Raw genomic sequence first — 18,606 nt, 5'->3', positions numbered from 1 at the left:
CTATTGATAGTCATCTTGACCGGTCCGCGCAGCTTCGCGCGCCTGAACCGGGCCATGCTGGCGCGGCAACGGCGGGTGCTGGGCCGGGAACCGGACAAGCTGGCGAAGCGGAACATCTCCATAAGGTCTACGAGCCGGTCTCGCAGACGTCCCAAAAGGGCGCCAAGCTTTGCGGAGCGGTATTCCTCTTGTGGACCATGGTTCCCATGGGAGTGCTCCTGCTGGCCGCAGATCCGCCGCCGGTTCTCGAGCCAAGCTGGGCGGATCGCGATTGGTACATCGAGATCCTGCGGAGCTGTGGCGTTTTTTGGGGGGTCTGCTTTGCTCTTTTCTCTGCCTTCAACATGGCAAAGCTCTTCCGTCCGCTTCTGCGCAGGGTTCCGGCCGATGGCTGACAAGCCTCTCGCCCGCGCCGCGCCGCTGGGCTAGAGAACGCGCATGGCACAGATCGATTCCCTCTTCGTCACCCGTCTCTACCGCGCCCGCCTCACCGAGCTGGGACATGACATCGACCCGCGCGAGCTGGAGAATTCCTGCTACGTCATTGCCGAGGATGACGAGGCCGGCCAGCAATGGTGCGAGGAGAACGGCTATCCCGGCTACACCTCCTATGCCTCTCTGACCGATCTTCCCTGGCGCTTTCCGATCTTCGCCGAGCTGAAGAAGGCGCTCGACGCCCATGTCGCGGCCTTTGCCGAGGACCTGGAATTCGACCTGGGCGAGGGCAAGCTGGAGCTGGAAGATCTCTGGATCAACATCCTGCCCGAGGGCGGCATGCATGCCTCGCACCTGCACCCGCATTCGGTGATCTCCGGCACGACCTATGTCGCCATGCCCGACGGCGCCTCGGCTCTGAAGCTCGAAGACCCGCGCTCTGCCAGGATGATGGCCGCGCCGGCCCGCAGGAAGGACTGCCGAGAGGACCTGCGCACCTTCGTCTATGCGAAGCCCGCAGTCGGCGAGGTGCTCCTCTGGGAAAGCTGGCTGCGCCACGAAGTGCCCATGAACATGTCCGAGGACGAGCGGATCTCGGTGAGCTTCAACTACAAATGGGTCTGACGGCCCGGTAGGCCGGTCCCGGCTCGTTTGGTCGGCCTGGCTCCGGGGCGAGGCGGTTCCGCATGTTCGGCGATGCGTTGCTTTGCCCGGAAAGACCGGCGCTGCCGTTTTCCCGCGATATCTGCCGCAGCCCGGTGCACGCCGCCTCGCCATGTCCGGCCCCGGACGGAAATTGGCGGACATCCGGTTCGCGCCGATGCAGGAACGACGACACGCCGGGGCGCGCCAGCGCGCCCATGTGTCGGCCTGGACGGTGCAGGCTAGGTGTGCGCGCCGGGAGCTGGCGTCTTGCCCGGCAATCCGGGACCGCTCCACCGGGGGGGGGGCGCAGCATCTGGTCCTTGCCGGGACGTGCCGTCGCCCTGCCGGTCCGGTCGCGGTGCTCGTCAGCAGGCGAGCCGGTCAGAGGGCGTGCAGCCATTTGCCGGTGCTTGGCGGGGAAAGGGCGGAGGGCGCGCCTTGGCGCGGATGCAGACCTCTTGCGCGCGTCGGCACAGACTCCGCACCTGACAGCGGCCTGACCGGCGGCCTATCTATGGGACAACCGGCGCCAAGCGCGGCGCGCGAAAGGAAGTCCCATGAAGAAGATCGGTTTTCTGTCCTTCGGGCATTGGAGCCCGGAACCGGGATCGCAGGTGCGTTCGGCCTCCGACGTGCTGCTGCAATCCATCGACCTCGCCGTGGCCGCCGAAGGGCTCGGCCTCGACGGCGCCTATTTCCGCGTCCACCACTATGCGCGGCAGCTGGCCTCGCCCTTCCCGCTGCTGGCGGCGGTCGGCGCGCGGACCTCGTCGATCGAGATCGGCACCGGCGTCATCGACATGCGCTACGAGAACCCGCTCTACATGGTCGAGGATGCAGGAGCGGCGGATCTGATCTCCGGCGGGCGGCTGCAGCTTGGCCTCTCGCGCGGCTCGCCCGAGCAGGTGATCGACGGCTGGAAATACTTCGGCTACGGCCCGGCCGAGGGCGAAAGCCCGGCCGACATGGCGCGCCGGCATGCCGAGGTTTTCCTGCACATGCTGAAGGGCGAGGGCTTCGCCGAGCCGAACCCGCAGCCGATGTTCCCGAACCCGCCGGGCCTGCTGCGGCTGGAGCCGCAGAGCCCCGGGCTGCGTGACCGGATTTGGTGGGGCGCGGGATCGGACGCGACCGCGGTCTGGGCGGCGAAGCTGGGCATGAACCTGCAGAGTTCGACGCTGAAGGACGACGAGACCGGCGAACCCTTCCACGTCCAGCAGGCCAGGCAGCTGCGCGCCTACAAGGCGGCCTGGAAGGAGGCCGGGCACAAGCGCGCGCCCCGGACATCGGTCAGCCGCTCGATCTTCGCGATCACCAATGACATGGACCGGCGCTATTTCGGCCGCGGCGGCAAGGAGCGCGACCAGTTCGGCTTCATCGAGACCCAGCGCTCGGTCTTCGGCCGCGGCTATGCGGACGAACCCGACCGGCTGATCGAGCAGCTCGCCAGGGACGAGGCGATTGCCGAGGCGGATACGCTGCTGCTGACGGTGCCGAACATGCTGGGCGTCGACTACAATGCCCATGTCATCGAGAGCATCCTGACCCATGTCGCGCCGGCCCTCGGCTGGCGCTGACGGACCCGGACCGCGCGGGCGCCCCGGCGCTCACGCGGTCTTCTGCATGCCGCCGCGCAGATAGGCGGTCAGCGCGTCCTCGCTGATCGGGCGCGAATAGGCATAGCCCTGCAGCATGTCGCAGCCGGCTTGGCGCAGCACGGCGATCTGCTCTTCGGTCTCCACGCCTTCGGCGATGGTCTTGATGCCCAGCGTTTCGGCGATTTCGACGATGGCGCGCAGGAGGTTCTTGGCCCGGTCGTCCCGTGCCACCGGCATGACGATCCGGCGGTCGATCTTCAGGGCCTGCGGGGCGATTTCCATCAGCCCGATGATCGAGGCATGGCCCGATCCGAAATCGTCGATCTCGATCTCGATCCCGGCCTCGCGGATCATGTCGACATGGAACTTGAAGGCGTCGCTCTCCTCTTCGACGAGGATCGATTCCAGCAGTTCGAATGCCACCTTGGTTTCGCCGTCGAGCAGCGAACGCGCCATGTCGACCACGTCCGGATCGTGCATCCGCCCGGAGCTGACATTGAAGCTGATCTTGGGGATGATCAGCCCCTTGGCGCGCCAGCGCCGCAGCGCCTCGCGCGATTTCAGCATCATGATCCGGTCGATTTCCGGCACCAGCCGCAGCTGTTCGGCGACATGCATGAACTCCCCCGGCGCGAGCACGCCGCGTTCGGGATGGTTCCAGCGCAACAGGGTCTCGACGCCGACGAGGCTGCCGTCGCGGGCCGAGACCTGGGGCTGGAAATAGGGGACGAACTCGTCCCGCTCCATCCCGGCATGAATCTCGCTGGCCAGGCGGCGGTCGTTGAGGATGCCCTGGTGCAGGTCGGTGGTGAAGAATTCCATCCGGTTGCGGCCGCCGTCCTTGGCCTTGTAGAGCGCGGCATCGGCGAACAGCTGCAGCTCCGGGCCCATCTCGGTCAGGTCCTCGGTATGGGCGATGCCGAAGCTGGCGCCGAACCGGCACAGGCGGCCGTCATAGACCAGCGGTTCGGCCAGCCTTGTCTGGATGCGCTCGACGATTTCCCGGGCATTTTCCTCGGTCATGCCGGGGGCGAGGATGATCGAGAACTCGTCGCCGCCGATCCGGGCCGCGAAATCCTCGCCGCGCAGGCTGTTGCGCAGCACCTCGGCCACGCGCACCAGCACCAGGTCGCCGGCCTCGTGGCCGAGCGTGTCGTTGACATACTTGAAGTGGTCGAGATCGACGCGGATCAGGACGCAATCCCCGACCTTGGACGTCTGCGCGTAGTCGAGGCGCTTGGCCATCATGTTGTCGTAGTAGCGCCGGTTCGGCAGGCCGGTCAGCCCGTCATGCAGCGCCTGGCGCTCGTTCTCGGCGCGCATCGTTTCGGCCAGTTCGTGGGCGCGCCGCAGCTCGGCCTCGCGCAGCACGTCGGCGGTGACGTCATGCAGGGCGCCGGTCCAGATGATGGTGCCGTCCTCTTCGCGGCGCGGAATCGACGAGGCCGAGAGCCACAGCAGCCCCCGGTCCGGATGGTGCAGGCGGAACCGGGCCTTCCAAGGAGCGAGGGTGCGGGCGCTGTCCTCGATGCTGGTGATGAAGGCCGGCAGGTCCTGGGGATCGATGCGGCGGAAGGTTTCGGCGGTATTGCGGGACTCTCCCTCGGCCAGGCCCAGCAGGTCATCGAAGCGGCGGCTGGCATAGGGAAAGTCCTGGCGGCCATCCGGGGTGCGGCGGAATTCGTAGAGCCCGACCGGCGCGATATCGGCGATCATGCTCAGGCGGTTATGCGCCTTGTGGACTTCGGCGGCCGCTTCGGCGGCGAGATACTCGATCTCCAGCCGCTCGGTGGTGTCCATGATGTTGCCGTACCACAGCACCGATCCGTCTTCCTGCCGCGCCGGGCTGGCGCTGCACAGCAGCCAGCGGGTGCCGCGCTCGGGGTGGTCGACGCTGAAGCGGATCTCGACCTGATCGGTGAAATCGTCGAGCTCGGCAAAGAACCGGCTGATGACCTGGGCGCTGTCCTCCTCCGGCACATGCCGGAAGAACGCGTAGGCATCGGCCTGTAGTTCTTCGCTGGAAATGCCCAGCAGATCCGGCAGCTTGGCGTTGAAATAGAGCCACTCTGCCCGCTGGTCGGGATGCAGCCGCAACTCGTAGAGGGCGCCGGGCGCGTTCTCGGCGATGGTGTTCAGCCGCTCATGCGCGGCCTTCGCCTCTTCGCCGGCCTCGCGCGCGCGGCGCTCGACCTCGAGCTCCTGGGTGACGTCCAGCGTGTTGCCGTACCAGGTGGTGGTGCCGTCCTCGTTGGTGTGGGGCAACGCCTTGACCAGGATCCAGCGGCGGCCGCGGACGGGGTGGTCTATGCGGTGCCGGTATTCGAAGGTCTGGCCGGTCGCGCGGGCGCGTTCGACCTGGCGCTTGGCCTCGGGGATCTCCTCGGGCAGGATGTTGGCGAAGATCGTCCGCCCGTCGGCCCGGAGCATGTCGGGACAGACGCCCATCAGCTCCGGCAGTGCCGCGCTGAAATAGTGGAAATGCATCCGCCCGTCGGGGAAGGACTGGTATTCGAACAGCGCGCCCGGGGCCCGGTTGGCCAGAGCGTTCAGCCGGTCGACTGCCTGGCGCGCCTCGTCGGCGGCACTTGCGAGGCGCTGCTCGCTGGCCCTCTGGGCATCGATGTTGAAGATCGCGCCGGCCAGGACGAAGGGCAGTCCCTGCGCGCTGCGCTCGATCTTGCGCGCGACCACGCGGTACCAGTGGTAGCTCCCGTCCTTGTGGCGGAGGCGGTTTTCCAGGTCGTAGACATCCGTCCGGTCGGCGAACAGCGCTTCCATCGCCTCGATCGCCGGGCCAATGTCCTCGGGATGGTGCAGCGCCCGCCAGCCCGCGTCGGTGCAGGGAAAATCGCCGGGTTCGAAGCCGAGCAGCCGGTAGGTCAGGTCCGGCATCGCGCCTTCGCCGAGCGCGGGATAGATCATGAAATGGCCGATCTGGCCGCTCTCGGAGGTCAGCGCCATCACTTCCTCGCGCAGCAGCGCCATCGCGGTCGCTTCCTGGGCCGAAGCCAGCGCTTCGGCCAGGCGCTGTTCGTTCTCTTTCAGCGCGTCGATCCGGCTGTGCGCGCCGGCGATGAAGGGCGGCAGACCCTCGGCGGAGCGGTCGATCTTGCGGCCGACGAAGCGGTACCAGTGATAGCTGCCATCGGCATGGCGGACCCGCATCTCGCTGTCGAACGTGTCTTGCGCACCCGAAAGAAGCTGCTGGATCCGTTCCTGTGCGGCGGGCAGGTCGCCGGGATGCGCCAGCTCGGCCCAGCCGTCGAAATCCGGGACGAAGGCGCCCGGCTGGTAGCCGAGCTGGCGGAATCCCTCGTCTTCCATCCAGGCATCGCCCGGCTCGATTCCGATCCGCCAAGCGCCGATCTCGCCGCATCTGGCGGCGATGCCCAGCATCTCGGCATTGTCCTTGGCGGCCTGGCGCGCCGATTCCGCATCGGAGAGCGCCTCGGCCAGGCGCGCCTCCGCCGCCTTGCGGTCGGAAATGTCGACGAAGCTGCCGCAGACCATGTCGGGCAGGCCGCTGGCGGAATTGTCGACATGCTTGCCGACCGAGGAGATCCAGCACCAGCTGCCATCCTTGCGGCGCATGCGGAAATCCACGGACATTTCGCGGAGATGGCCGGAGAGCAACGCGCCGAAGATCCTGTCGCCCTCGGTCCAGTCATCTGGATGCATGAACTCCAGGAAATCGGCGCTGCTGAGCCGGTGCGCCGTGCCGTAGCCCAGGATCGTGCCCAGATGCGCGCCGATCTCCTGCTCGCCGGTCGAAGGGATGATGTACCATGGCACGACATTGCTGCTTTCGGAGGCAACGCGCTGCAGCTCCATCCGGTATTGCAGCCGCTTGCGGGCGCTCTCGGCATCGTCCCTGGCCTGGCGGGCATCGTCGGCGGCGGCCTGCAGCGCCGCTTCGGCGCTCTTGCGGCCGGTGATGTCCATGGTAATGCCGCAGATGATGTCGGGGCCGCCGCGGCCGGACCCGGGGATCGGCCGCGCCTCGGAGGAGAACCACATCCAGTGCCCGTCGCGGTGGCGCTTGCGGTAGTCGACCTGCGCGCGGGCGGAGCGTCCGTCGACGAGGTCGCTCAGGGCGCGGCGCACCGAGGGGGCATCTTCGGGATGGACGTCGCCCTGCATGTTGGCGAGCGGCTGGGCCAATTCGTCATCGTGATGGCCGAGCGCCAGCCGCGGCGGCGTCGTGTAGGTCACCAATCCGGTCGCCGGATCGAAATGCCAGGCGACGGCGCCGCCGACATCCGTCGCGATGCGCAGCATTTCGGCACTGCGCTCGACCTCGGCCCGGGCGGTCTGGGCGGAGACAAGCGCGTCCCGCAGCCGTCCGGCCGCGGCCTTGCGGCGGTCGATGTCGATCAGGCTGCCGCAGAGCATCGGCGGCAGGCCGCCGCGCGCGACCCTGCGCGAGGAGCCTTCGAACCAGCGGTAGCGTCCGTCGCGGCAGAGCAGCCGGTATTCGAAGCGCACCTGGCTGCTGCGGCCGCGGATCAGGTCCTCGATCGCGGAGATCGACATTTCCAGGTCGTCGGGATGGACCTGGCCGCGCAGCCAGGCCGCGTCGATCTCGGTCTCGAACGGCTGGTAGCCCAGCAGGGTGTAGAAGCTGCCGGTAGCCCAGAATTTCCGGCTGTCGAGGGTCAGGTACCACTGGCCGAAGCTGGCTGTGGCCGCCGCGTCGTTGAGCACCATGTAATGGTCCTCGCGCGGCAGCGGTGCCGCGAGCGCGGCGGTGTCCCCGCCATGTTCCGCGGTGGCGGCAGGCGGCCGCAATTCCAGCATGGCGAGCGCGTCCTCCTCCGTACCGGCCGGGCCGAGCGGCGTGATCACGCAGTCGAAATAGCGTTCCGTTCCGTCGCCCAGCCGGAACGCGGCGCTGCAGCTTTCGGCGCGGCCATCCTTCACCAGCCGGGCCTGCGCGGCGGCTATCATCGCGCCGAAGCCGGGGCTGCAGAACTCTCCGGGCCTGCGCCCGCCGAGCGCCGCCGCCGGGCATCCCAGCGTCTCGGACAGGGCGGCATTCGCGCTGAGGATCAGGCCGTCCGCAGAGACAAGGCAGGCGGGGCCGGGCAGATCCTGCACGACGCGGCTGAGTTGTTGCAGACCGTCTTCCATTCACACACCGGCGCAGCTGTTGGGCACGGGTCAGGAATGGGGCGAAAAGCCTAACCCAAACTTGAAGTCCGGGGGGGTCGCTAAAGTTGGAGATGCTTTTCCGCCTCGGGGCGCCGCTCAGAGGTCGATCAGCACCGTCTTGGTCTTGAGGCTGGAGAGGTAGGCTTCGCGGCCGAGATCCTTGCCCAGCCCGCTGGCCTTCCAGCCGCCCGTCGGCAGGATGTGGTCGCGGGTTCGGCCGTAGCGGTTGACCCAGACGGTTCCGGCCTCGAGCCGCCGCGTCAGCCGCATCGCCCGGCTGAGGTCGCGGGTATAGAGTCCGGCGCAGAGCCCGTAGGTCGGATGCGCAGCGAGCTCCATCGCCTCGTTCTCGGTGTCGAAGACCTGGAGCGTCGCGACCGGGCCGAAGATTTCCTCCGTGATTGCCGGGTTTGCGGCATCGGCGCTGCCGAGCAGGGTCGGGCGGTAGAAGCTGCCCGCGCGGTCGAAGCGGCTGCCGCCGCAGAGGATCTCGGCGCCTTTGGCCACCGCCGCGCCGACAATGCCGTCGATCCGGGCGAGCTGCTTTTCCGAGATGATCGGCGAGAACCCGGCCGGGTCGTCCCAGGTGGCGCCGGGAACGGGGGCCGCGAAGCGGTCCGCCAGCTTCGCGGCCAGTTCGTCAGCGATCGCTCGCTGCACGAGGATGCGCGAGCCGGCGACGCAGAACTGCCCGGCATTCGGCAGGATGCCCTTTTCCAGGCTGTCGAGCACGACTTCCATGTCGGCATCGGCGAAGACCACCTGCGGGGATTTTCCGCCCAGTTCCAGCGTCATCGGCTTGATGCCCGAGCGCGCGATGTTCTCCATGATCTGGCTGCCGGCGCGGGTCGAGCCGGTGAAGCTGACCTTGTCGATGCCGGGATGCGCGACCAGCGCGTTGCCGGTCACCGGCCCGTCACCGAGAACGATGTTGACGAGCCCCGCGGGAATGCCCGCCCTCACCGACAGCGCGGCGATATGGAGCGTGGAATAGGGCGTCATTTCAGAGGGTTTCAGCACCACGGCATTGCCCGCGGCCAGGGCCGGTCCGAGTTTCCACGCGGCCATCGACAGCGGGAAGTTCCAAGGCGTGATCGCACCGACGACGCCATGGGGCTGGGCGGAGATGAAGCCCATCTGGCTGTCGGCGGTGGGCACCAGCGTGCCCGCCTCCTTGTCGGCGAATTCGGCGAAGAAGCGGATCTGTTCGGCGGTGCTGGCGACATCCCCGGCCAGCGCCTGGGCCACGGGGCGCGAGGAGGCGACGGCCTCGATCCGGGCGATGGTCTCCGCCTCGGCCTCGATCAGGTCGGCCCAGGCCTGCATGGCGCGGATCCGCGCCCGCGGCTGCCAGCCGGCCCAGGATATTCCGCAATCCGTCGTTTTCCAGGTGGGTTACATAATGCCGCGTGCAACTACGGCGCTAGCGCCGGATCCGGCCATTTCAGCCCTGTAACTTATTGAAAATGCGTCCCGTGCCCTCCAGCGGCCATCGATTTCCGGATCGCAAATGTCGAAGTTAGGGGGCTCCGCGGCGGGCGCGATGTCACCGGTCTGCATGGATAGGGGGCGCCGGGCGATCCCGCTGCGCCATTCGGGCGCCGCATCGCCCCGAAGCTGGTCCGGACACCCCGGCGCGGGCGGGGTGCCGGGCGCTCCGAGCACCGAAGGCAAGGGCGGCGCCTCGCCGAGCGGCGGCTGCGGACCTTCGGCGAATCCCCAGGATGCCTCTGCCCCGGCGGCCTGCGGACGGGCCGGACCGGGGGACGCGTCGGCGGAACCGGCCCCTGCGGGACCGGACAGCCAGAGCTGGAACCAGTTGTGCCCGCAGGCAGAACACTGGACATCCCGCCCTCCGGCCGAGATCGCTGCCTGCGGCACGTCATAGGCCGCCTGGCAGGCTGGGCAGACGATCCGGATCACCTTTGCGTGCACTCCCTCCAGCATCCCCCAAGCTCTAGCAATTTCCCCCTCCCGCGCCAAGCGTTGCCCGTTGCCTTGCCCCGGCGGCTGAGGCAAGAAGGGGGCCGCAACCAAAGGGGCAGTACGAGTGATCGACCTCTCACAGGTGACGGTGGCTTTCGGCGGGCGCGTGGTGCTCAGCGATGTCACCCTCTCCTTGCAGCCCGGAGATTTCTTTTTCCTCACAGGACCTTCCGGCGCGGGCAAGACAACGCTACTCAGGCTGTGCGCAGGGAGCATGACACCCGCGCAGGGGGAGGTGCGGCTGTTTGGCCGCCCCCTGTCGGAAATGACCAGCGATGCCCGCGCCAGCGCAAGGCGGCGGATGGGCATCGTCTACCAGGACACCCAGTTTCTCGACCATCTCTCGCTGGAGGAGAACGTCCTGCTGCCCTTCACCGTGCGCGGCCCGGTCGATGCCGAGCTGCGCGCCCAGGCGGCGGATCTGATGACCTGGGTGGGGCTGGGCGGCCACATGGCGGCCCCGCCGCAGACCCTGTCGGGCGGCGAACGCCAGCGCGCCGCGCTGGCACGGGCGCTGCTGACCGCGCCCGAAGCGGTGCTGGCCGACGAACCGACCGGCAATCTCGACTGGGAGATGTCNACCCCGGTGCTGATGGCCACCCATGACCTCGCGCTGATCCGCGCGGCGAAGCCCCTGGTCAATGCCCGCGTGCTGCGGCTCAAGGACGGGCGGCTCACCCAGGCGGGGGCTGCGCTGTGAAGGCCCGCGACATCCTCGGCGCGCTGCGCGGCGATCCCGGCGCGGACCCGCGGACGGAGCCATCCGGCGGGAGAGGTGCCCGGCTGAGACATGGCGGATTGCCCGGCATGGATGGCGCCGGTGTCCGGTGTCAGCGGGTGCGGCTGCCCATGGCGCCCTGGCGGGGGGCGGCGGCCCGCTGTCTCTTGCGCCTGCCCGCTGCGGCACGGCGGCTGGTCCGGCTGAAAAGGAGCCTTGAAGGGTTGGACGCCGTGCGCCATCTCGATCTGTCCCGCTCTGGGCCGCCGCGCCGTGCCCAGCGGCAAGCGCGGCAACAGGCGGATTGTCCGGCGCATGCCGTCCTGCTTTCCCGATGCCGGATGTTCCGCCGGGATTGCCGCCTCTGCGCGCGGCTCTTCGGCCACGGCCCGCAGCGCTCCGGCCGCGGAACCGCCCCGTCTCCGGGCCGGTCTGCCGCCGGAGGGCGCATCTGATCCGGCCTTCCCGCGGTCGCGGAGGTCGGGAATACCCGGCCCGGACCCAGCTCGGAGCGGCGGATTGCAACGGCCCCGTCATCTTCCGCGTTCGCTTTTCCGCAGCCTCCGCCGCCCGGCGCCACATCCATTTCCACGAATGTTAATAGCATGTTATCCAATTCCGCCCAGACGATGGGCGGAAACTCGCCTACCCGGAAACGGCCAGTGTTTCAGTCGGTTGCAATCTTTGAATTGAGTGCCGCCCGTCCCGCCGCTAGCTACCATCGCAGGAAACCGGCCCGGAAGAGGCCAGGAGCACGATGCAGGCAAAGCCCTGCGACAGGCAAACCGCAAGAAGAAGAAAGGAAACGACATGCAGAGGACTCTGAAAGGCAAGGCCGTGTTTCTTGGCCAAGGGCTCCACTCGGGCCGTCCCGTCCGCATGTCCATTTCCCCGGCCCCGGCCGGACACGGCATCTGGTTCCGCCGCACCGACGCGACCGCCACTGGCGGCGCTATCCCGGCGCGCTGGGACATGGTCGAGCAAACCCCGCTCTGCACCCGGCTGATCGGCGAGGACGGCGACACCGTTTCGACCGTCGAGCATGTCATGGCCGCCCTTGCGGGACTCGGCATCCACAACGCGATGATCGCGCTCGACGGCCCCGAGGTCCCGATCCTCGACGGCTCGGCCGCCCCCTTCGTGCGCGGCATCCTCAATGCCGGCGTCGAGACGCTGACCGCTCCCGCGAAAGTGATCGAGATCCTCAAGCCGGTCGAAGTCCGCCGCGGCGATGCCGTCGCGCGCCTCGACCCGTCGGAAACGGTGCAGCTGCGCTTCGAGATCGCCTTCCCCGATGCCGCCATCGGCGAGCAGGCGCGCGAGCTGAACCTCGCCAACGGCGCCTTCATCCGCGAACTCTGCGACAGCCGCACCTTCTGCCGCCAGTCCGATGTCGACGCGATGCATGCCGCGGGCCTGGCGCTCGGCGGCACGCTGGAAAACGCGGTGGTGGTCGACGGAGACCGCATCGTCAGCCCCGGAGGCCTGCGCCACAGGGACGAACCGGTGCGCCACAAGATGCTCGACGCGCTCGGCGACCTGGCGATGGCCGGCGGTCCGATCCTCGGCCGCTACACCGGCATCCGCGCCGGCCACGCGCTGACCAATGAACTGCTGCGGCAGCTTTTCGCCGATCCCTCCGCCTGGCGGATGATCGACTGCGACACCGAACTGGCGGCCCGCCTGCCCGGCGTCGGCGTCTCCGTCAGCGATCTGGCCCTCTGCGCCTGACCGCTGACCTGTGCATTGCCGCGCACTGCGCGGCATCAAAATATCGGCTGAGGCGTTTTGCCCGGAAAATCTCTGTGCTATCGGGGTGCCGAACCGGTTAGACCGACCGGACAGACGGCGAGCGGAGAGAAGACAGGCATGATGTCGGCAGGCAGGAAATCTGGTGTTGCGGTCGCCTTTGCGGCCCTGGTTCTCCTATCCGCCTGCGAGCCGCCGCCGCCCCAGTTCGAGCAGTTTTCCGCCAAGGAAATCTACGACCGGGCGGAATACGAGCTGGCGCAGGACAATGCCGAGGAGGCCGCCAACTATTTCGGCGAGGTCGAACGGCTCTACCCCTATTCGGAATGGGCCAAGCGGGCGCTGATCATGCAGGCCTATGCGCTGCATGTGGACCGCAAATACGAGGAAAGCCGCGCCTCCGCGCAGCGGTTCATCGATTTCTATCCCGCCGACAAGGACGCGGCCTATGCCCAGTACCTGCTGGCGCTGAGCTATTACGACCAGATCGACGATGTCGGCCGCGACCAGGGCGTGACCTTCCAGGCGCTGCAGGCGCTCAGGCTGGTGATCGAGCGCTATCCCGACAGCGAATACGCCCGGTCGGCGATCCTGAAATTCGACCTCGCCTTCGACCATCTCGCGGGCAAGGAGATGGAGATCGGCCGCTACTACCTGAAGAAGGAACACTACACCGCCGCGGCGAACCGGTTCCGCACGGTGGTCGAGGATTTCCAGACGACCAGCCAGACGCCCGAAGCGCTCTACCGGCTGATCGAGTGCTACCTGTCTCTGGGGCTGCGCGACGAGGCGCAGACTGCCGGCGCGATCCTCGGCTACAACTTCCAGGGCACGGACTGGTACCAGGACGCCTACACGCTGCTGACCGGCGAAGGCCTGGCGCTGGAACCGGCGGGCGGCAGCTGGCTGGTGAATGTCTACCGCCAGGCGATCAAGGGCGAGTGGCTCTGACCGGGGCCTTTGGGTGAGGTGAACTGCGGTTGCTGCGTGGTCTTGAAATCCGCGACATCCTGATCATTGACCGGCTGGATCTCGATTTCCGGCCAGGTCTCAACGTGCTGACCGGCGAAACCGGCGCGGGCAAGTCGATCCTGCTCGATTCGCTGGGCTTCGTGCTGGGCTGGCGCGGCCGCGCCGACCTGGTGCGCCGCGGCGCCGCCCAGGGCGAGGTGACCGCCCTCTTCGAGCTGGGGCCGGACCATCCGGCCCAAGCCATCCTCGCCGAGGCAGGCCTGGCATCCACACACGCCCCGGGTCTGCCGGAGGCTCCAACTCTTGAGTAGACTGGAGCCATCATGAGCAAGACAACGAACAAGTTCTCCCCTGAGATCCGCGAGCGCGCAGTGCGCATGGTCCTCGACAATCCGGGTCAGCATGGATCGCGCTGGCAGGCGATCGCCTCGGTGGCCGCGAAGATCGGTTGTTCAGCGAACACGTTGAACAGCTGGGTCAAGAAGGCCGAGGTGGACAGTGGGCAGCGCGCCGGCATCCCGAGCGACATGGCCGAGAAGATGAAGGCGCTCGAGCGGGAGAACCGGGAACTGCGCCAGGCGAATGAGATCCTCCGCAAAGCATCAGCATATTTTGCCATGGCGGAGCTCGACCGCCGGTCGAAGTAATGGTGTCGTTCATCGATGCTCATCGTGCGGAGCACGGGGTCGAGCCGATCTGCAAGGTGCTGCCGATCGCCCCTTCCACCTACTACGATCACTTGGCGAAGCGGGCAGAACCTGCCCGACGGTCGGCGCGTGCCAAGCGGGACGCGGCTCTTCGCCCCGAGATCCACCGCGTGTTCGAGGAGAACTGGCAGGTCTACGGTGTCCGCAAGGTCTGGCGGCAGCTCGGGCGCGAGGGGATCACTGTCGCCCGCTGCACCGTGGCCAGGCTGATGAAGGATATGGGCCTTCAGGGCATCATTCGCGGCAAGCCGCATCGCACGACGGTGCCGGACAAGAAGGCGCCATGTCCGCTCGACAAGGTGAACCGGCAGTTCCGCGTCTCCGCGCCGAACGGGCTCTGGGTCAGCGACTTTGGCGACCCGCGCCTGCGCCGGGCCCGCCCGGCTCGCGATCCGGCCGATGTCGTGATTGCCCAGCACCCAGTTCGGCCAGCCGCCTTCGGGCAGCGCCGCCTCGTAGCCCTCGACCAGGGCTGCGATCTCGCGCGCGTCCCAGCGGGCCTTCAGCAGCAGGAAGTTGAAGGGCAGGTGGAAGAGGTCGAGATCGGCGCCGTAATAGCTCATCACCTCGTCCGGCGTGCCCGAGGTCTCGCCGATCAGCACCCGGTCGGGGAACTCGTCGGAGACCTCGCGCATCAGCCGCACGATGCCGTAGCCCTCGGGCTGGTTCTTGGAATGCACCTGCAGATGGCTGTGGGTCGGGCCCATATGCGGCTCCCAGTCCGGGTTCGGCGGGTTGTCGCCCTTGTCGACATCCGGCGCGACATGGGTGATCGCATCGACCCGGAGCCCGTCGACGCCGCGGCGGTACCAGAAGCGGATCACCTCCAGCATCGCCTCGCGCAGCTCGGGGTTCTGCCAGTTGAGCGCGGGCTGCTCGGGCAGGAAGGTGTTGTGGTAGTACTGGCCGGTGGTCCCGTCCCAGGTCCAGGACGGGCCGCCGAACTCGCCGATCCAGTTGTTGGGCGGGCTGCCGTCGGGCTTGGCGTCGCGCCAGATGTACCAGTCGCGGCGCGGATTGTCCCGCGAGGACCGGCTCTCCAGGAACCAGGGATGGCGGTCGGAACTGTGGCTCGGCACGAAATCGAGCAGCAGCTTCAGCCCGCGCGCATGGCAGGCCGCGACCAGCCGGTCGAAATCTTCGAGCGTGCCGAAGGCCGGGTCGATGCCGCAATAGTCCGAGACGTCATAGCCGAAATCCGCCATCGGCGAGGGGAAAATCGGCGACAGCCAGATCGCGTCGACACCCAGCTCGCAGAGATAGCCGAGGCGGGATTCGATGCCGGCCAGATCGCCGATGCCGTCGCCGTCGCTGTCCTGGAAGGAGCGCGGATAGATCTGGTAGATGACGGCGGTCTTCCACCAGTCGGCGGTGGCGGCCTGGGCGGCGTGGGGGGTGAGCGCATCCATGATGGCAAGCTCCTCTAGCGGGAATTGTCGGGTTGGGGGGCGAGGACGAGATGTCCTGCGGCGTCGAGGGCCAGCGGCTCGGGATCCATGATCCAGCCGCCGAAGGCACCGCGGCCGCCATCGGCGAAGCCGATCAGCATCGGTTGCCCGCCTGCAAGGGACCGCCGCCTTCGAGGGCCGCGCCGCGGCAGGCCTGGCCACGCTCGGCGGCCCGGCTCGGATGGAGGGCTGATCGCGGGCTTGTTGCCCATATCGGTGAGAGGGCTTCCGTTCGGGGCTCCTGAGGGGTGGATCCTCGGCAGGCCCGGGCCTGCCGCCGCCCGCCATCGCATGGCGGCCTGGTCCGGCCATGGCGCTTCGCCGAAACGGCGGGGGGTGCCGGCAATCCGGTTCGATCCGGAAACGAACCGGCACGCGGAGCGAAGCGGCAAGCGTGGCCATCCCGGGACCTTCTCCGGACGGGGAAGGCCGGGACATGGTCCGGGGGCTCATGTCCCCGGCGAATGCCATCCAGACCCGCCTGGCGGTGACAGGGCCGTTCGGCCCGCCGCTCCGCCGGACAGGGCCATGGAAACGCCGCCGGTCCGAGCGGCCATGCTCCCAGCCGGAGCTGGCCTCCGGCGAGGCGGGCGATTTCGAGGCGGCGCAGGGCAAGCTTGCCGCCGGTGATCCGGCCGGGGCGCTCGACGGGTTCGAGAAGTTCCTGTCGGACTATCCGCGCAGCCCGTTGGCCGGGGCGGCGCATCTGGCGCGCGGCAAGGCGCTGANGATGCCGGCCGCGCCTATCTGGAGGCCTTCACCCGCACCGAGACCACCGACCAGGGCATCGCCTCGGCCGGTCTTCTGGGGCTGGGACAGAGTCTGGCGCAGCTCGACCAGACCCGCGAGGCCTGCCTGACGCTCGGCCAGGTCGAGGCGCGCTTCCCCGGCACGCGCCGCCCCGCCGCGGCAGGCCGACGCTCCGGCGCCGCCACCGCCACCGCCGCAATTCGAGCCGGTGCCGGAGACGCTCAAAGGCCGGTGCCACGTGATCGACGGCGACACGATCGCCATCGGCAAGACGCATGTCCGGCTCTTCGGCATCGACGCGCCGGAACTGGACCAGCCCTATGGCCGCAACGCCAAATTCGCGATGATCGCGCTCTGCAAGGGCCATGTCGTCACCGCGGAGCTGGCCGACCATTCCAGTTACGGGCGCGTGGTTGCAACCTGCCGACTGCCCGACGGCACCGACCTCTCGGCGGCGCTGGTCGCGCAGGGGCTGGCGCTCGACTGGGCGAAGTTCTCGGGCGGCGCCTACCGCCACCTGGAGCCCGAAGGCGTGCGGCGCAAGCTCTGGCGGGTCGATGCCAAGCACCGCGGCAAGCTACGCATGCCGGAGACCTGAACCGCAGCCGCCCGCGGGATCAGCCCTTCAGCTCGATCTCGACGAAGGAAAGCGGCCCGTCGCCCGCATTGCGGACGTCATGCTTCACGCCCTTCGGGCGCAGATAGGTCTCGCCTGCCGACACCTTGCGCTCGGTGATCTCGCCGTCGACCTCGTAGGCCATCACCGCATCGGTCAGCACCACGACGGCATAGTCCATGCCGTGCTCGTGCCAGCCGGTGGTGGTGCCGGGCGCGAAATCCCAGCGCGTGGCCTTCATCTTGTCGTCTTCGGCAAGGACGGTGGGCACGGCGGCCCCGGTGGATTCGAACGGCATGTCTGCTCCTTCGGCACTTGTTACGGTCAAGGCTTGCGCCTTGCCGCGGATGTTAGGCACGGCGCGCCGCACAGGCAACGCCGCCCGCCCGCAACGGACGAGCGGCGGATCGGCGCGCTCCCGCCGCCCGCGAGACGCGGCGCAGTTCGCGCTATGCAGCCGCGCCGGGCTGCGGCATTCTCGTTCGCTGGCGGAACCCGGAAGCGGGGCAGAACGTTCACCCGCAGAAACAGGCCGGGGAAGAATGGCAAAGTTCACTTGGATCGCAGCAATCTGCGGCACGATGGCCCTGACGGCCTGCGGACAGACCGATGCGGAACGCGCGCTGACCGGCGCGGCCATGGGCGGCGCCGCCGGCCAGGTCATTTCCGGCGATCCGATCACCGGCGCGCTGATCGGCGGCGCGATAAGTGTGTCCGGGGAAAGGGGAAATGCGGTCGCCAGCTGATTTGCGCAACAGCGCCGGCTCGATGTCATTCCGGCCAGGCTGCGCGTGCTGGTCACGATCCGCCCCAAGTGAGGGCACGACCGCCATTGGTCCGAGCGAGTGCCCGAACATGTGCCGCACCTGTGCGGGGAAATCCCACGCCCAGGGTGAGCCAATGGAACGCCAATGGTCCGAAAGACATTGGCGAACGCGCCGGAATGGCTGGTGCCGCGCGGCCTGCCGACCGAGGTACTGGTGGCGCACAGCATGGTCTCGAAGTACGGCGGCTACCTCCCGTTCTACCGCCAGGGCGGCATCTGCCGGCGCCAGGATGAGCCATTGTGCGCCATTGGTCCGAGTACAATGGCGAATGAGCTCGACCGCGCGATGCTCGCCGCCTGGCCGGGCCGCGCGGCCGCGCTGCCCGCGCCGGTGATCGACGCGATGACCGCCGAGCTGCGGCGCCCGGACCGGCTGCAGATGGACGAGACCTGCCTGCCGGTCCTGGCCCCGGGCACGGGCAAGGTCCGCAAGGATTTCCTCGGGGCCATTCTCCGCGAGTGAGCCATCTGGTCGCCACTGGTCCGAGACCGATGGCGAACGCGGCTGGGGCGGCGCGGACCCGCCCATCGTGGTGGTCCGCCATTCCCGGCTCCGCAACGGCGAGGTCGCGCAGGAGATGCTGAAGGGCTTCACCGGCAGCACGCTCATGGCCGACGGCCACCCGGTCCACGACACGCTCGCGGACCCGAAGAAGACCGCCAGGCCGTGGTCTGTCGCACTCGCCATTGTCGCTCGGACCAATGGCGCGACAAGGCTCGTTGCTGGACACATTGGAGGAGGCGCTTCGTCAAGTTCAGCCAGGACACCCCTTCGCCGGCCTGCGAGGAGAACGCGCTCGGCAAGCCGAGTTTTCCGACGGAATGGCCCCGCTCCTGCACGGCCTCCGGGGCCAATGGCCTGGCCCAAGTGCGGCGGAAAAAGGTCGGGATGGTTCGGGCATTCCTGCGGACCGATGGCCGCCATGCCATCGCTTGCCACCTCAAACGGATCCTCGGCCTCGGGCGGCTCCTGCTCGGGGGCCGCCACCCCGCTCAGCCGGA

The 18,606-nt window shown here is 68.3% G+C and carries 12 protein-coding genes, 4 pseudogenes and 1 other annotated feature; of the genes and pseudogenes, 10 read left to right on the top strand and 6 right to left on the bottom strand.

Translation table 11 applies throughout. The features are described from left to right. The first annotated feature begins 438 nt into the window (after positions 1-438). Together C7T91_RS22000 and C7T91_RS21995 are read left to right on the top strand one after the other, a co-directional pair. Positions 439-1,059, top strand: coding sequence for a TIGR02466 family protein (locus C7T91_RS22000; RefSeq protein WP_108261189.1), 621 nt, complete (start codon positions 439-441; stop codon positions 1,057-1,059). Positions 1,060-1,637: 578 nt separating this feature from the next. Continuing rightward, positions 1,638-2,657, top strand: coding sequence for an LLM class flavin-dependent oxidoreductase (locus C7T91_RS21995; protein WP_108261187.1), 1,020 nt, complete (start codon positions 1,638-1,640; stop codon positions 2,655-2,657). A 30-nt stretch (positions 2,658-2,687) separates the two neighbouring features. On the opposite strand, the gene C7T91_RS21990 is transcribed toward C7T91_RS21995, so the two are convergent. The 3 genes from C7T91_RS21990 to C7T91_RS21980 form a co-directional block, all read right to left on the bottom strand. After that, entirely contained in the window at positions 2,688-7,811 is a 5,124-nt protein-coding gene (locus tag C7T91_RS21990) for a PAS domain-containing protein (protein WP_108261185.1), read from the bottom strand. 117 nt (positions 7,812-7,928) lie between these two features. Further along, positions 7,929-9,200, bottom strand: coding sequence for an aldehyde dehydrogenase family protein (locus C7T91_RS21985; RefSeq protein WP_269102427.1), 1,272 nt, complete (start codon positions 9,198-9,200; stop codon positions 7,929-7,931). 27 nt (positions 9,201-9,227) lie between these two features. Beyond that, positions 9,228-9,779 (bottom strand): zinc-ribbon domain-containing protein, encoded by a 552-nt coding sequence (locus C7T91_RS21980; RefSeq protein ID WP_236638406.1) that lies wholly within the window; start codon positions 9,777-9,779, stop codon positions 9,228-9,230. Positions 9,780-9,882: 103 nt separating this feature from the next. On the opposite strand from C7T91_RS21980, the gene C7T91_RS21975 reads away from it, so the two are divergent. The 5 genes and pseudogenes from C7T91_RS21975 to C7T91_RS21955 all read left to right on the top strand — a co-directional run. After that, entirely contained in the window at positions 9,883-10,518 is a 636-nt protein-coding gene (locus C7T91_RS21975; RefSeq protein WP_108261181.1) for a cell division ATP-binding protein FtsE, read from the top strand. An 828-nt stretch (positions 10,519-11,346) separates the two neighbouring features. After that, positions 11,347-12,267, top strand: coding sequence for a UDP-3-O-acyl-N-acetylglucosamine deacetylase (gene lpxC, locus C7T91_RS21970; RefSeq protein ID WP_108261179.1), 921 nt, complete (start codon positions 11,347-11,349; stop codon positions 12,265-12,267). A 141-nt stretch (positions 12,268-12,408) separates the two neighbouring features. Beyond that, positions 12,409-13,236 (top strand): outer membrane protein assembly factor BamD, encoded by an 828-nt coding sequence (locus C7T91_RS21965; RefSeq protein WP_108261699.1) that lies wholly within the window; start codon positions 12,409-12,411, stop codon positions 13,234-13,236. 29 nt (positions 13,237-13,265) lie between these two features. Then, a pseudogene (locus C7T91_RS21960) lies at positions 13,266-13,520 on the top strand (AAA family ATPase); the annotation flags it as partial. Between the two features lie 60 nt (positions 13,521-13,580). After that, a pseudogene (locus C7T91_RS21955) lies at positions 13,581-14,317 on the top strand (IS3 family transposase); the annotation flags it as partial. Continuing rightward, positions 13,862-13,978: a sequence feature (AL1L pseudoknot), on the top strand. It overlaps the preceding pseudogene by 117 nt. Positions 14,318-14,341: 24 nt before the next feature. Here the strand turns inward: C7T91_RS21955 and C7T91_RS39840 are convergent. Continuing rightward, positions 14,342-15,373: pseudogene (locus tag C7T91_RS39840) on the bottom strand (alpha-amylase family glycosyl hydrolase); the annotation flags it as partial. Between the two features lie 14 nt (positions 15,374-15,387). Continuing rightward, entirely contained in the window at positions 15,388-15,513 is a 126-nt protein-coding gene (locus C7T91_RS38065; RefSeq protein ID WP_269102344.1) for a hypothetical protein, read from the bottom strand. Between the two features lie 887 nt (positions 15,514-16,400). Between C7T91_RS38065 and C7T91_RS21940 the strand changes: the two genes are divergently transcribed. Continuing rightward, positions 16,401-16,760 (top strand): thermonuclease family protein, encoded by a 360-nt coding sequence (locus C7T91_RS21940; RefSeq protein WP_236638405.1) that lies wholly within the window; start codon positions 16,401-16,403, stop codon positions 16,758-16,760. Between the two features lie 19 nt (positions 16,761-16,779). Here C7T91_RS21940 and C7T91_RS21935 read toward each other — a convergent pair whose 3' ends face one another. Next, positions 16,780-17,076 carry a cupin domain-containing protein gene (locus C7T91_RS21935; protein WP_108261175.1) on the bottom strand — a complete coding sequence of 99 codons (297 nt, stop codon included), beginning with the start codon at positions 17,074-17,076 and terminating at the stop codon, positions 16,780-16,782. A 244-nt stretch (positions 17,077-17,320) separates the two neighbouring features. Here C7T91_RS21935 and C7T91_RS21930 point away from each other — a divergent pair, with 244 nt between their 5' ends. Further along, positions 17,321-17,524, top strand: a complete 204-nt coding sequence (locus tag C7T91_RS21930) for a hypothetical protein (protein ID WP_108261173.1) — start codon at positions 17,321-17,323, stop codon at positions 17,522-17,524. Next, positions 17,487-18,394: pseudogene (locus C7T91_RS21925) on the top strand (IS66 family transposase); the annotation flags it as partial. The gene C7T91_RS21930 and the pseudogene C7T91_RS21925, both read left to right, overlap by 38 nt. Positions 18,395-18,606: the final 212 nt, after the last annotated feature.

The sequence above is a fragment of the Mangrovicoccus ximenensis genome (assembly GCF_003056725.1).
Lineage (GTDB): Bacteria > Pseudomonadota > Alphaproteobacteria > Rhodobacterales > Rhodobacteraceae > Mangrovicoccus > Mangrovicoccus ximenensis.
This window is presented reverse-complemented; position numbering and strand designations above follow the sequence as displayed.

What these genes read in the sequence shown, in the direction of transcription:
- C7T91_RS21935 (WP_108261175.1), bottom strand. Translation starts at nt 17,076, where the DNA reads ATGCCGTTCGAATCCACCGGGGCCGCCGTGCCCACCGTCCTTGCCGAA.
- C7T91_RS38065 (WP_269102344.1), bottom strand. Translation starts at nt 15,513, where the DNA reads ATGCTGATCGGCTTCGCCGATGGCGGCCGCGGTGCCTTCGGCGGCTGG.
- C7T91_RS21995 (WP_108261187.1), top strand. Translation starts at nt 1,638, where the DNA reads ATGAAGAAGATCGGTTTTCTGTCCTTCGGGCATTGGAGCCCGGAACCG.
- C7T91_RS22000 (WP_108261189.1), top strand. Translation starts at nt 439, where the DNA reads ATGGCACAGATCGATTCCCTCTTCGTCACCCGTCTCTACCGCGCCCGC.
- C7T91_RS21980 (WP_236638406.1), bottom strand. Translation starts at nt 9,779, where the DNA reads ATGCTGGAGGGAGTGCACGCAAAGGTGATCCGGATCGTCTGCCCAGCC.
- C7T91_RS21930 (WP_108261173.1), top strand. Translation starts at nt 17,321, where the DNA reads ATGGCAAAGTTCACTTGGATCGCAGCAATCTGCGGCACGATGGCCCTG.
- C7T91_RS21965 (WP_108261699.1), top strand. Translation starts at nt 12,409, where the DNA reads ATGTCGGCAGGCAGGAAATCTGGTGTTGCGGTCGCCTTTGCGGCCCTG.
- C7T91_RS21990 (WP_108261185.1), bottom strand. Translation starts at nt 7,811, where the DNA reads ATGGAAGACGGTCTGCAACAACTCAGCCGCGTCGTGCAGGATCTGCCC.
- lpxC (WP_108261179.1), top strand. Translation starts at nt 11,347, where the DNA reads ATGCAGAGGACTCTGAAAGGCAAGGCCGTGTTTCTTGGCCAAGGGCTC.